9 protein-coding genes, 1 other RNA gene and 2 pseudogenes are annotated in these 13,142 nt (G+C 39.7%); 2 read left to right on the top strand and 10 right to left on the bottom strand.

Annotated features, from left to right (window positions below; translation table 11 throughout):
• Positions 1–240, top strand: a pseudogene (locus tag G593_RS20860) (IS110 family transposase); the annotation flags it as partial.
• A gap of 209 nt (positions 241–449) precedes the next feature.
• On the opposite strand, the gene ssrS reads toward G593_RS20860, so the two are convergent.
• The 3 genes from ssrS to G593_RS0112860 all read right to left on the bottom strand — a co-directional run bounded on the left by ssrS (position 450) and on the right by G593_RS0112860 (position 3,502).
• Positions 450–631, bottom strand: a non-coding RNA gene (gene ssrS, locus G593_RS19640) — 6S RNA.
• Positions 632–728: 97 nt separating this feature from the next.
• Positions 729–1,115, bottom strand: coding sequence for a hypothetical protein (locus tag G593_RS0112865; RefSeq protein ID WP_005334192.1), 387 nt, complete (start codon positions 1,113–1,115; stop codon positions 729–731).
• 17 nt (positions 1,116–1,132) lie between these two features.
• Complete coding sequence (locus G593_RS0112860) at positions 1,133–3,502, bottom strand: InlB B-repeat-containing protein (RefSeq protein WP_029731934.1); 2,370 nt, start codon at positions 3,500–3,502, stop codon at positions 1,133–1,135.
• Positions 3,503–3,686: 184 nt separating this feature from the next.
• On the opposite strand from G593_RS0112860, the gene G593_RS0112855 reads away from it, so the two are divergent.
• Positions 3,687–4,022, top strand: a complete 336-nt coding sequence (locus G593_RS0112855) for a helix-turn-helix domain-containing protein (protein WP_005338688.1) — start codon at positions 3,687–3,689, stop codon at positions 4,020–4,022.
• Positions 4,023–4,065: 43 nt separating this feature from the next.
• Here G593_RS0112855 and G593_RS0112850 read toward each other — a convergent pair whose 3' ends face one another.
• The 7 genes and pseudogenes from G593_RS0112850 to G593_RS0112820 all read right to left on the bottom strand — a co-directional run bounded on the left by G593_RS0112850 (position 4,066) and on the right by G593_RS0112820 (position 13,138).
• The gene (locus tag G593_RS0112850; protein ID WP_029731933.1) at positions 4,066–7,677 is read right to left on the bottom strand and encodes an ABC transporter ATP-binding protein/permease; all 3,612 of its coding nucleotides are present in this window, start codon (positions 7,675–7,677) and stop codon (positions 4,066–4,068) included.
• A gap of 159 nt (positions 7,678–7,836) precedes the next feature.
• Positions 7,837–8,028: a DUF6472 family protein gene (locus G593_RS0112845; RefSeq protein ID WP_005334199.1), complete on the bottom strand. Its 192-nt coding sequence runs from the start codon at positions 8,026–8,028 to the stop codon at positions 7,837–7,839.
• A 240-nt stretch (positions 8,029–8,268) separates the two neighbouring features.
• Positions 8,269–9,564, bottom strand: a complete 1,296-nt coding sequence (gene eno, locus G593_RS0112840; RefSeq protein WP_005338684.1) for a phosphopyruvate hydratase — start codon at positions 9,562–9,564, stop codon at positions 8,269–8,271.
• Positions 9,565–9,774: 210 nt separating this feature from the next.
• The gene (locus G593_RS0112835; protein WP_029731932.1) at positions 9,775–11,202 is read right to left on the bottom strand and encodes a PH domain-containing protein; all 1,428 of its coding nucleotides are present in this window, start codon (positions 11,200–11,202) and stop codon (positions 9,775–9,777) included.
• Positions 11,199–11,594 (bottom strand): GntR family transcriptional regulator, encoded by a 396-nt coding sequence (locus G593_RS0112830; RefSeq protein ID WP_005338680.1) that lies wholly within the window; start codon positions 11,592–11,594, stop codon positions 11,199–11,201. The genes G593_RS0112835 and G593_RS0112830 overlap by 4 nt, the downstream gene beginning before the upstream one ends.
• Positions 11,595–11,897: 303 nt before the next feature.
• Positions 11,898–12,131 (bottom strand): annotated as a pseudogene (locus G593_RS0112825) (molecular chaperone Hsp90); the annotation flags it as partial.
• Positions 12,071–13,138, bottom strand: a complete 1,068-nt coding sequence (locus tag G593_RS0112820) for a glycosyltransferase (protein ID WP_044911926.1) — start codon at positions 13,136–13,138, stop codon at positions 12,071–12,073. The pseudogene G593_RS0112825 and the gene G593_RS0112820, both read right to left, overlap by 61 nt.
• Positions 13,139–13,142 lie beyond the last annotated feature (4 nt).

The following is a 13,142-nucleotide window of genomic DNA, read 5'->3' as shown; positions in this document are numbered from 1 at the left end:
AAGAAATCCTATTTCTATGCGCAGTATATGAGAATCAGTGCTCATCGCGGACCAAAGCGTGCATATGTGGCAGTTGCCCATTCCATGCTGATTTCGATTTACCACATCCTTAAAGATGGTGTTATGTTCAAGGATTTGGGAGCCGATTATTATAATCAATTCAACAAGGAACGTAAGATAAACGCATATCTAAAAAAGTTAAAAACACTTGGCTGGGAAGCTCCTATAGTAGCCGCATAAGCTTGCCAGTTTAATTCAAAATAAACAATCAAAAGTTTGATAAGGGGTAGTTTGCGCTTTTTTTGGCTACCCGGTAGTTTTTGTTTCATAGTAATCATTATGTCCTATGATTGATTCAACACCCACTCAAGTAGAAGGGGAATTAAATAAATGTCCCCCCTCACATTAGAAAAAGACAGCCGCGCAAACGACTGTCCTTTATCTTTTGTATGTTCCCCAAAATGCCGGTTCCTGTATTTTGACTCCTAGCTGTCTGCTAGGTGGGTGTCCGCATTCGCTTTTCTGCCATCCTCTGCATAATGAAGGCTCGACATATTACGAAGATATAAGAGTCCCGTTTAAAGTGATGTAGGTTCAAAATAACAGGAGTTATCGTGCATCCCAGGTTCTTACTTCTTGAATTATTATAACTCATTTACCCGTTTTTTACAACAGGTAGATTTATCTAGTTTCCATTTTATAAAATCTAAACATTACATTAAATATCATTATTTTTTCTGCAGTGACTGAATTGCATTTACCAGATTCAAATATGAATCTTCTACCTCTTCCTGATTTGGCTTTCCCTGAATCGTTTCTTCGGCCTCTTCTTTTGCCTGATTTAAAGTATTTACTGTTTCATCTGTATAAACACTCTGATTAATCTTTCCGGCACTTTCAATCAAATCTTTCAGTTTGCTTTCGTCTACTTTTTCAGCATTAATAACAAGCGCTTTTACTTCTGTCTGATTTTTTGATGTCTGCTCTTTACCAGCCATGCGGCTGATAGCAAAAACTGCTACCGCCGCAATGACTATGCATAAGATCAGGGCTGCCAGGATATAGGCTTTTTTCTTTTTATTCCGATATCTTCGATACCGTCTTTTGTGTTTCATGTGATTATTCACAGTTTCTAGATTGTTCTTTTTCTCTTAATCAGAACAATAATAGCTGCCACTGCTGCTCCTACAAGTGTAAGCATGTAAGCGATTGGCATACTCTCATCACCTGTTTTTGGAGCTTTTTTATTTTCGTTCTTTGTTTCTGCTTTCTTAGCTGCTGTCTTCTCTACCTTCTTATTGTCAGTAGTTTTGTTTGCTGTATTGTTTGCTGTATTGCCTGTAGAAGGTGTAGCTGGCTGAGTTGGCTGTGCTGGCTCTGTTGGGTCTACCTGTTCAACTGGTTCTGCTGTTGTCTTATTTTTTGTAAATGTAGCTGTTACTGTGTAGTCATCTTCTACTCCTTTTGGGAACACAATAGAGCTTGTGTTTGTGTCTAATGTATATACTACTTCACCTGCTTTATTTGTTACTTCCCAGCCTGTCCATGTATATCCTTCTTTTGCTGTTACAGTTGGAAGGAATCCAAGTGTATCATCAGCTTCCTGAAGGTTATTGTTCTCAAGCTTTGTTGCTCCGTCATATCCTTCAAACTCACCCTTTTCAGGATCTACAACTACATTTGCATTAACTACTGCTGTTGTCTTATTCTCTGTAAATGTAGCTGTTACTGTGTAGTCATCTTCTACTCCTTTTGGGAACGCAATAGAGCTTGTGTTTGTGTCTAATGTGTATACTACTTCACCTGCTTTATTTGTTACTTCCCAGCCTGTCCATGTATATCCTTCTTTTGCTGTTACAGTTGGAAGGAATCCAAGTGTATCATCAGCTTCCTGAAGATTATTGTTCTCAAGCTTTGTTGCTCCGTCATATCCTTCAAACTCACCCTTTTCAGGATCTACAACTACATTTGCATTAACTACTGCTGCTTTTTCTTCTTTCACTTCTTCGAAAACTGGCTCTACAGAAATGTATCCAACATTTTCTCCATCGTTAAAGTGAGCAAGGCCTGCAAATCCTAAACTTGTTGCATTTGCATCAAGTTTGATTGACTCTTTTCCTTCTACTGTCCATCCTGCAAGTCTGTATCCATCATTAGCCTTTACTTCTGGTAAAAGAATTGGTGCCTCAGCAAACTCATCAAGATCTGTATAAGTGATTGTAGCATACTTATCATCTCTTCCTACAAATTCGCCTTTTTCAGGATCGATTGCAACATTAATTGTCACGCTTCTCTTAGCTGCCTCAGCTTTTTTGAACTGAGCTGTTACAACAATGTATCCTGTGTCAGATCCTTCTGGGAAGTGAGCAAGGCCTGTAATTCCAAATGTCTTTGCATCTGCACTCCAGAAACCTTCTTCTTTTCCGTTTACTAACCAACCTGTAAACTCGTAACCTTCTTTAGCCTTTACTGTAGGTACAAGGAACTGATCTGCTGAATCTTCTTTAATTGTATATGTAACAACTTTAGCCCCTGCCGGATCTGTAAACTGTCCCTCTTCTGGAGCGACATTGAAGTTTACAATTACATCTCTTGCTTCTTTTTCTTCTTTAATAGCTTTTACTTTTACATTAACATCTTTTTCTTTTCCATATGCTACTTCCACGTCAGTTATGTCACCACCAACTAATTCATAGCCTTCTGGAGCTGTAAAGGATGTTGCAGCAAATGTTGCTTTTTCACCTACTGTTCCATTCTTTGTTAATGAAACAATATACTGTGATCCATCTAATGGTGTACCGTTCTCATCTACATAATGAACACGTAAAACAGCATCAGCTTTCTTAGCTTCTTTCTTTTTAACCGTAACATTAGCAAAATCTTCGCTTCCATATGCTACACTTTTCTCCCATGTAGCTGTGACAAGCTCATAACCGTCTGGAACATTAAGATCAGATATGTTAAAGGTATAATTTTCACCATCGTTACCTTCTTTTGTTATTTTCTGCTGAGTTGTTCCTACCTGATGAGCATTCTCATCTACATATGCAACATATAATGTAGCAGTTTTTTTAGTAACATTCTCTTTAAATGTAGCCTCTACCTTTACTTTTCCAGCCTTAGGAGTAAACATCCAAGTTTTAACTCCGGCATATTCTGTTCCAACATTTGTGCTGTTTCCATCCTGATCTGTGATCTTCCAGCCTGTCCATACATATCCCTCTCTTGCAACTACTGCTGGGAAATATGTGATAGTATAATCCTGGTCTTGTAAACCTCCCTGTGTAGATATCTCTTGATCAGGAAAATCAGAAAAATATCCTTTCGTTTTGTCCACTTTAAAAGTTGCGGTTGCCTCAGTTGCATCTGTTGCTGCTTGCGTATTTGCACTTGACTCTGTTCCGTTAGTTGGCTCAGCAGCAAAAGTTGCTACTGAATTCCCCCCTACAAGAGCGACAGCCAGAGAAAACGCAAGCATTTGTTTAAGAACTTTGTTCTTCATACTTGTTTTTTCCTCACTTTCGTTTATTTAATTTCTGCCTTATCCCATTGCATGCCTATCCTAGCATTCCCATTATATGTCTTATATTCTAAGACGTCAACATTTTTGTCGTTATTTTTAAGACTTTTTGGTGTTTAAGAATTCCTTTACCTTAATATAATGATAAAAAGGAGTTTTTTGGCATATGAAGGATATTGGCGCTGTCTTAAAAAATGCACGAGAAAACAAAGAATTCACTCAGAAACAAGTGATGGAACTAACCGGTATCAATAAAAAATCCCTTTCCGGTTATGAAAATAATGTTGCTGAACCAGATCTTCAAACATTTGCAACACTGATTAATTTGTATGGACTTTCAGCAGATGAAGTCTTAGAAATTAGCACTTCTACTCCTTCTCTTTTACTTTCCAAAAAAGAAAGTTCTCTTCTTTCTACGTTTAACAAACTTGATTTTCAACATCAAGAAGAAATATTATTACTACTACGGACTTTAACAAGATACCTTACACAAAAAAGATAAAAAACAGCCCATACGCTCTTTTCAGATTGTATGGACTGTTTTTTTATTCCGTTCGAAGTGCGGTCACCGGATCACTCTTGGCAGCTTTCCTTGAAGGAATCAATCCGCCAAGTAAGGTAAGCACCACACTTAAAAGAATCAGTACGATCGCCGGTACGATTGGAAGGATTGCACTGACCCGGTCATTATCTGCAAGTGCATGTATCAGCATATTTCCCGGGATCAATATCAAAAGCGTCAGTCCGATACCGATAAGTCCGGCGCAAAGTCCGATGATAAATGTCTCTGCATTAAATACTTGTGATATATTTCCTTTGGATGCTCCAATGGCTCTTAAAATACCAATCTCTTTCTTTCGCTCCAGCACACTAATATAGGTAATAACTCCAATCATAATCGATGATACGATCAGGGAAATTGCCACAAATGCAATTAATACATAACTGATCGTATTGATAATAGTGGTCACGGATGACATCATTGTTCCTACTATATCTGTATAAGAAATCACCTGTTCTTCTTTTCCCTCGTCTTCCATTTGCTGATTATAATGATCCAGAACCTCTACCACTTTTTCTTTGTTATCAAAGTCTTTTGGATAAATGGAAATGGAACTCGGATGACTGAAATCTGCATATCCGAGCTGCTGCAGATTATTATCATAGGAAGCGCTCTGTGTTCCGGACATGGACATCATAAGTTCCGTCAGATCATCTTCTGTCATATTGAACTGGAATGCATTTGCAAATGCATCGGCATTAAAATTCATAGAGCCTCCCAGTGCTTTTTGCAGATTTTCTCCAATCCGGCTCATGGCAGATGTCATAACCGTTTCAAGTCCACCGGCAAGCTGCGTGGTCACCTGACTCATAGCGGATGTCATCTGTGTACTGATTGCCTGAGAAATGGCACCGGTATATGCACTCATGGCCTGACCCATGTAGCTACTCATGGCCGTGCTGATTTGCTTTTGGAGACTGTCCATATTGATTGCCTCAGAAAGTCCCTGATTCAGACGCCTCTTTCCATCATCCGTCTTTATATAATTCACAAAATTCTCTGCCATCTTTGTCGGATCTGCATAATTCTTTTCTTTTGCATATGCAGTATAACCCTCTGCCAGTTCCTTTGCCATAGCTTGCAATGTTTCACTGGAAATGTTGAAATCTATATTTCCAAATATTTCATTGGCCCATTTATTTACAATTGCATTGGCACGCCCGGTCTGTAGATACTGCTGGAAGTACGTTCCAAATTCCTCTGCGCCCGGATTAGCGTTCTGCTCTACAAGCCAGCTTTGAAAATCACTCATCACGCTGGTCAACAGTTTCTGAATCTGCTCTGGTGTAATCGTAACTTCCCCGTTATTTTTCAGAATGTCTTTCAAACATTTCTGAATAATGGCCTTTGCCTGATCGGAAGTCAGATATTCTGCAATCTGATTTCCAAGATTGGAATAATCTGCTTCCGGATGGCTCTTTACATATTCCTGATACCCTTCCGAAAGGCTAATTAACATTTTCTGCATGCCATCCGCATTGACCTGTACATCCAGATTCGTAAGAATATCTCCCAGATTCATCTGCGGCATATTGTCCATGTTGATTTCTATCTGCTCCAGATTCACCATACCGGACAAATCCATGGAATTTCCGTCCATCTGAAATGCCTTGGAAAGATCAAGCCCCGACAGATCCATGGAACTTCCAAGATTGTTCATGGCACTGCTGTCAAAACCAAATGCGTTTTTCATGGCATCCTCATCTATACTGAACAGAGAATTCATGTCAAATCCATTGTTCCCATCTGTATTGCCAAATTCTTCCCCGGTAAATACATTTACATTCGGATTCGCAAGCTGCTGTTTTACAATCTCGCTGTCTTTTGCCTGTTCTGCCACATGATTTACAAGATCTGCAGTATAGTTAATTCCCGGTGTCAGTGATGAAGCCTTCGCATCTTCGGCTGACTGTACGATTCCCACAATTTTTACATTCTCACCGTCTTCAACCAGTTTTTTCATGTAATCCGCATTGTCAGTTTTGTCTTTCCACACCCGATATTGATCGTCATATTCATAATAATCTGAAGCATTTACCAGTTTAAATGTCTTTCCCAAAATATCATCATAAGTATAAGTTCCAATATTTTCAGGCGTTTTTATCGTCTCTTCGTTGATGAACTGCTTAATCATATCATCGAGTTCAACCTGGTCTCTGAGTCCCAATGTATATAATAAGAAGTCGCTCATAGAACCATCCGGCGTCAGCACAAGAACGCATTCATTGTATTTTTTCGGCCATCTTCCGGCTTTTACATCATACTGTTCTTCATAGAGATCCGTATTTTCCGGCATCTCAAAGAACACATTAGTACTCATCATGGAGGACATCAGACTATTCGAGCCTTCTGATGCACCAAGTCCCAATGAGGAAAATGACTGATCCGGATTGACCTGACGAACATTGTCACCGTCCTGTCGGAACAACTGCGGCATCACATTGTAAGAATATTCTATTGCTTTTGTATAGTCATGAATCTTAGATTCACCACTGTCCAGATATCTTTTCAAAGCTCCAAGATCATTGGAATCCATCTTTGAAAACATATTGGTGACCACCTGCATGACCTTTACCTTGTCTTTATCTTTTCCACTTTTCTTATCATCACTGCTTCCGGAATCCCCATTCATACCCACCATCATGGAAGTGAGATCAAATCCGGTACTTTGTATCTGCAGTGGATATTCAGACAATGTCTCCTCCTCAATGGACCGGATATAAGCGTTGACGCCATTTGAAAGAGCCAGAATCAGTGCAATTCCGATAATTCCAATAGATCCTGCAAAAGAAGTCAGAAGAGTTCTTGCTTTCTTTGTCCTTAAGTTATTAAAACTCAGTGACAATGCCGTCAGAAGAGACATGGAAGATTTCCCCATATTCTTATGCTCCGGCGGTGCCAGATTTTCCTCTTCCACAATATATTCATCGGTGTCCGAACGGATCTTTCCATCTTTCAGATTGACGATCCTGGTCGCATACTGCTCTGCAAGTTCCGGGTTATGTGTGACCATAACGACCAGACGGTCTTTCGCCACCTCTCTAAGAAGATCCATGACCTGCACACTGGTGTCACTGTCCAGTGCTCCTGTCGGCTCATCTGCAAGCAGGATCTCCGGATCATTGACCAGCGCTCTTGCAATTGCAACTCTCTGCATCTGGCCTCCCGACATCTGGTTCGGCTTCTTATGAAGCTGCTGCCCAAGACCCACCTTCTCCAGTGCATCCACTGCACGCTTTCTTCTTTCTTCCTTCCCGACTCCCGAAATTGTCAGTGCCAGCTCAACATTTGCAAGCACCGTCTGATGCGGAATCAGATTGTAGCTTTGGAATACAAAACCAATCGTATGATTACGGTACGAATCCCAGTCTCTGTCCTTATATTTTTTCGTGGAAATGCCGTTGATGATAAGATCTCCGCTGTCATAGCGGTCCAGTCCTCCGATAATATTCAGAAGCGTGGTTTTACCGGAACCACTGGGACCTAAGATTGCTACGAATTCATTATCTCTCAGATTCAGACTCACATCGTCCAGAGCCTTCTGTACCAGACTTCCCGTCCGGTACTCTTTTTTGATGTGTTGTATTTGAAGCATTCAAATTCTCCTATAGTTATATTTTGACTGTAATTTTTAGTTCATCTAATTATAGCGTAAATTTGTATACTTTTTCACACTGAGAAATGTTTTTAATAAAAGTTTTAGATATGTACTTTAAATGTATATTCCATACAATTTTATAAGATTTTCAAATGATTACATCTGGTGTCTTACAATGCGATAGTCATCACCATTTCTATAATATGGACATTGATAGTGCTGGTCAGAGATCAGACGCATATATTCGTCCTCGTCCATATTGACATCACACATATAGCTTTCGTATTCTTCATCATATGTATAATACGTACAAGTCTCACAACTACCTCTCTGAGTGGTCTTTGCCATTTTTTCTTTTCCTTCCATGTAATTCTGTATTTTCTCTTTTTTCACAAACGTTCTTACTTATCATAGCACAAAAAGAGCATCACAGGAACTTTTTTATTGACAGCAAAAAACGCCTGAAACAAGTATGAATTTCTTCTACAAGTTCCAGACGTCTTTTTATAGGTTTCGCATTCTGTTATTTTAGGAAAAGAACATTTTTATGGAAAGTGCTCTTAACGTTCTTCATCTTCTTACATTTTCCTACTTTACGTTAAATGCTCCGATTCCAGGATATACAGCTGCATCTCCAAGCTGCTCTTCAATGCGAAGAAGCTGATTGTATTTTGCGACACGCTCAGATCTTGACGGTGCTCCTGTTTTAATCTGGCATGTGTTAAGCGCAACTGCCAGGTCAGCGATTGTAGTATCCGCAGTCTCGCCAGAACGATGTGAAGCAATTGCCGTGTATCCGGCTTTGTGTGCCATCTTAATAGCCTCCAGTGTCTCGGATACAGAACCAATCTGATTCAGCTTGATCAGAATGGAGTTTGCGCATCCCATCTTGATTCCTTTTTCCAGTCTCTCTGTATTTGTAACAAATAAATCGTCACCAACCAGCTGGACTTTATCTCCAAGTTCGGCTGTCAGTTTCTTCCATCCTTCCCAGTCTTCCTCGTCCAATGCATCTTCGATGGAAATGATTGGATATTTCTCAACCAGTTTCTTCCAGTGCTCAATTAACTGCTCTGACGTATAAACAGTTCCTGCTTTTGGGAGCTTGTACTCTCCGACTGTTCCTGTCTTCCACTCAGAAGAAGCTGCATCCATGGCAATTCTGAAATCACGTCCAGGCTCATAGCCGGCTTTCTTCACTGCTTCCAGAATCGTCTCAATCGCTTCCTCATCAGATTTCAATGCAGGAGCAAATCCTCCTTCATCACCGACAGATGTCGCAAGTCCTCTTTCTTTTAAGATTGATGCAAGTGCGTGGAACACTTCTGCACACCAGCGCAGACACTCTTTAAAACTCGGTGCCCCGACTGGCATAATCATGAACTCCTGTACGTCAAGTCCGGAAGACAATGCATGGCAGCCTCCGTTGATGATATTCATCATCGGTACCGGAAGACGGTTTCCTGAAATACCACCCAAAAATCTATAAAGCGGAATATCTAAGGAAATAGATGCTGCACGGCAGCAGGCAATGGATACAGCAAGAATTGCATTTGCACCAAGGTTTGTCTTTCCTTTTGTTCCATCTGCTTTGATCATAGCACCATCAATCGCATAGATATCAGATGCATCCATACCTGTAATTGTATCATTAATGACTGTATTTATATTTTCAACTGCTTTCTGAACACCCTTTCCGCCATAACGGTTCGGATCAGCGTCTCGAAGTTCCAATGCCTCAAATTCTCCTGTGGAAGCTCCACTCGGTGCTGTGCCTCTGGCAATCGTTCCATCTACCAGATGTACCTCAGCTTCTACTGTCGGATTTCCTCTGGAATCCAGTATTTCTCTTCCGATGACTTTTTCAATTTCCAAGTAGTCCATGTTCGTATCCCCTTTCATCGTTTCATTTTACAGAACTCCGCCGGAAGCTGGATCCACTTCCGGTATCTGGGAGTTCAAATGATTTATTCACACAATGATTAGAAGTATCTAACCACAATTAGCATATGCTAACTATGATTAAATTGCAAGAACTTTTTTTCTCATTTACATACTATTTTTCTCATTTATATACTATCTGAATTTCTATATTCACTTCAGCAATTCTTGATACCATGTATTCATCTCATCTTCATCTTTACTATTTATAAACACTGTATAATCTGTCGCCTTAATTTCAATCACATTTTCCTGGTCCAGCCACACATACATCCGGCATTTTCCAGTCTTCTTTCCTTCAAATTTTCCCAGCAGCTGTTTCTCGTCTGAAGATCCATTTGTCCGGTTGTAATAATCCTCCGGCAGTCCGTTCTCTAATAATTTTACACTCCGAATCTCTTTTTTCTTCATAGTTGTATTCGTATATCCGGAAGTAATTCTGACTTCCGTTCCATCTGCTATAAGACGAATCGGTGTAAAATCCATTCTTAAAAAGACAATACACATCCAGAACAAAAGTACTACAACTACAATACAAATGCCACCGAACATATACCTTCCTGCCGGCTTTCCAACGTTTGTTGTATAATTCATACTGTTGAATCTGTCCTGCACAAATAATCTTGGGTCACCCGGATTATCATACCAGCCATTTCTCCAATAGTAATCATCATCCATATACATTGGCGTTTCATCTTCACTTTGTAGTACATTTTTTTGTTTCTTAATCCACATAGAAGTTGCCATAGCAATTATTGCAGGTACACACATCACTGCGACATATATAATAATATCCAGATTATAAATCCATTCTTCTTTTGTCATTCTATACGCAAGATAGAGCCAGGCAATCGTATTACAAATATTTGCCACAAGAAAGCAGATACTCCAGCTCCTCTTTTCCAGATAATTAATTCTGAAATTCAGCTCCGAATTCTCACTGTAAATCCGGTTCGCTCCTCTTTTGAATATCCATGCAATCCACAGAAATACAACGCCGACAATTACAGAGGTTAAAAATAAAATCCAGCCCTGTGAATTCTCGGAAAACGTTCCAAGATAAATTCGAAAGCCTTTAAAAGCAAATGGAACTGCCAGTATTAGAATCAAGACAATATGATACCATAATGGCAGACTCATTCTCTCACTATGCATCATAGTCTTAGTATCGACCCCTGCCATTGTCGTGCTGTCTTCTGTATCTTCTCCCAACGTTCCCCATCTATATTGGATTTTCAAATCATAAAGTTTCCTGTGATTTCTGAACATGACACCGACTGCGCCCACAATATAACACAGAAACCATACACACCACACACACATAAATATCGATGTATACCAGAAACACAATCCACAAATAACAACTCCGGATATACCAAGTCCCAGATAAACCTTCCGCACATCTTTTTTATAATTTTTCATAAATTCTACAAGCACTGGATCTTCCTGCTTCTCACGTCGTATATGTACTCCAAGAACCATTCCATCACTGTAACCTGCTACTGCTGTTCTTCCATACACTGCATAGGCAATTCCCACCATAAAAAGATCTGTTATTAAGAATATGATTGCTAAAATCATGAAAATGCAACCTCCATTCCCTGAAATGCCTTACGGCATAATTCTATAAAATCATTTTGATCCATGCCTCGAATCGTTGCCTCTGCGCTCAGAAGTTCCAGTTCATCCTCGAGTTTCTCCTGAAATTCTCCATCTGAACTTCTTCTAGAATCCCGTAAATTACAGACAACAGTTCCCTTTCTCCGGTCAGTCTCGATAAAACCTTCTGCCTTTAATAACTGATATGCTTTACTGACGGTCATTGTATTTACCCCAAGTTCCATAGCCATCTGACGAACCGTTGGCAACGATTCTCCCCTCTCGAATTCACCTTTTCCGATTCCCTTCACAATCTCATTGCGCAGCTGCAGGTAAATCGATGTCTCTGATTTTGTATTGATCTTAATAATCATGATTGTCTCCTTCTGAATCCATTATCTTATCTTGCAACAAGGATTTTATATCTTCGCTTTTATTGTATTATAACACATAATACAAATAATACAATAATTTTGTATCATTTCTTGCAATACAATCATTCATCTCTTCATTTAACGCATATTCTTTTTAACGCTCATGCAAAATAAAAAAGATATAAACATTGCAAATTCGGTTTTCAAATCCACGACATCTATATCTTTCTTTTTAGCATATTCCCTTTTTGATGCATTCCTTATACTCGTAGTATGTGTTCGAGAATGCCCTCTATATTATTTCTATCCCAACAACTCCTCTTTCTTACTGAGGATTGCTTCTACTGCTGCGCATGCCGGGCAGTCACAATACTTTGCTCCTGCTGCTTTAATCTCTCTTCCGTGCTCTGCTACACCTTTGGCTTTTTCCGGTCCGCCAAATACTTTTGCTCCTGCATCGGACTCTGCAAATGCGATCAGTCCATCAATTGGAATAATATCTTCTTCCATCTCAGCGATGAATTTCTTGGTCTCTTCTCCTCATTCACCCCAGACAGTCGATAGACAACTTTTAATCTTTCACCAGCACTTCGAATGCTTCTTTGTTCTGCAAGTTCTCTTGCATTCCTCTTTAATTCTTCTTGCTCTTTCTTGAAAATATGCATCAAATTATGCTTATATTCTTCCAGATTATGTACTTTATATGCCTGCATTTGATCTTGAATCCATCCTTTATATACAGGGATATCCCGCAGGACTACCGGCACTTCACAGGCAAGTGCCTCCAGCACTACTATCCCTTCCGTCTCTTCATAGCTGAAGAATGCAAATGCGTCGGCTCCGCAGTAGGCGTTCCGAAGTTCTTCTGCTTCCACATATCCGGCAAAGATTACATTTTCACTTTTCTTTTTTACTGCTTCTTTTACTTCTTGTGTCACCAGGCTGTCATTTCCGCCTCCAAACCAGATAAAGGTTGTTTCCGGCATCATCTTTGCCAGCTTTAGGAAATCCAGAATACCTTTTCTCTGAATCAGATGCCCTGCTGATACAACCACTTTACGATTCATTGGAATTTTATATTTCTCATGAATCTCCTGCTTTTCTTTCTCTTTATTTCTGGATTGGAAAAATTCCGTATCTACTCCATTGGAAACAGCATAGATTTTCTTTTGGATTCCATAGCTTTTCAAAAGACCTTTGGAATACTCTGTCGGTGTAATGACAATATCTCCAAGACCGTAGCAGAAACAGATCCATTTCTTAAAAAGAGGTGCGAAACGGTTGGAACCGATAAAAGAGTTCCGGAAGTCCTCCATCGTTGAATGTCCATAATAGACGACTTTCTTACCTTGCATTTTTGCCAGACAGGCTGCCAGCACGGAATCCGGAAATACCGTATTAATGTGTACAATATCCGCCTCTTTCCAGCCTTTTGCTTCTTCAATATCTGCCTGCTTCAACATATTCTTCTGGTGTTTGATTGCACTGCCCACACCACTTTTTGCAACAATTCCAAAACCACCTTCGTATATATATGTCTTCATAATT

It is taken from the genome of Dorea sp. AGR2135 (assembly GCF_000420885.1).
In the GTDB taxonomy this organism is placed as follows: domain Bacteria; phylum Bacillota; class Clostridia; order Lachnospirales; family Lachnospiraceae; genus Dorea; species Dorea formicigenerans.
The sequence above is the reverse complement of the archived record's forward strand: the minus strand, read 5'-3'. Positions and strand labels throughout refer to the sequence as shown.

What these genes read in the sequence shown, in the direction of transcription:
- G593_RS0112865 (WP_005334192.1), bottom strand. Translation starts at nt 1,115, where the DNA reads ATGAAACACAAAAGACGGTATCGAAGATATCGGAATAAAAAGAAAAAA.
- G593_RS0112860 (WP_029731934.1), bottom strand. Translation starts at nt 3,502, where the DNA reads ATGAAGAACAAAGTTCTTAAACAAATGCTTGCGTTTTCTCTGGCTGTC.
- G593_RS0112855 (WP_005338688.1), top strand. Translation starts at nt 3,687, where the DNA reads ATGAAGGATATTGGCGCTGTCTTAAAAAATGCACGAGAAAACAAAGAA.
- G593_RS0112850 (WP_029731933.1), bottom strand. Translation starts at nt 7,677, where the DNA reads ATGCTTCAAATACAACACATCAAAAAAGAGTACCGGACGGGAAGTCTG.
- G593_RS0112845 (WP_005334199.1), bottom strand. Translation starts at nt 8,028, where the DNA reads ATGGCAAAGACCACTCAGAGAGGTAGTTGTGAGACTTGTACGTATTAT.
- eno (WP_005338684.1), bottom strand. Translation starts at nt 9,564, where the DNA reads ATGGACTACTTGGAAATTGAAAAAGTCATCGGAAGAGAAATACTGGAT.
- G593_RS0112835 (WP_029731932.1), bottom strand. Translation starts at nt 11,202, where the DNA reads ATGATTTTAGCAATCATATTCTTAATAACAGATCTTTTTATGGTGGGA.
- G593_RS0112830 (WP_005338680.1), bottom strand. Translation starts at nt 11,594, where the DNA reads ATGATTATTAAGATCAATACAAAATCAGAGACATCGATTTACCTGCAG.
- G593_RS0112820 (WP_044911926.1), bottom strand. Translation starts at nt 13,138, where the DNA reads ATGAAGACATATATATACGAAGGTGGTTTTGGAATTGTTGCAAAAAGT.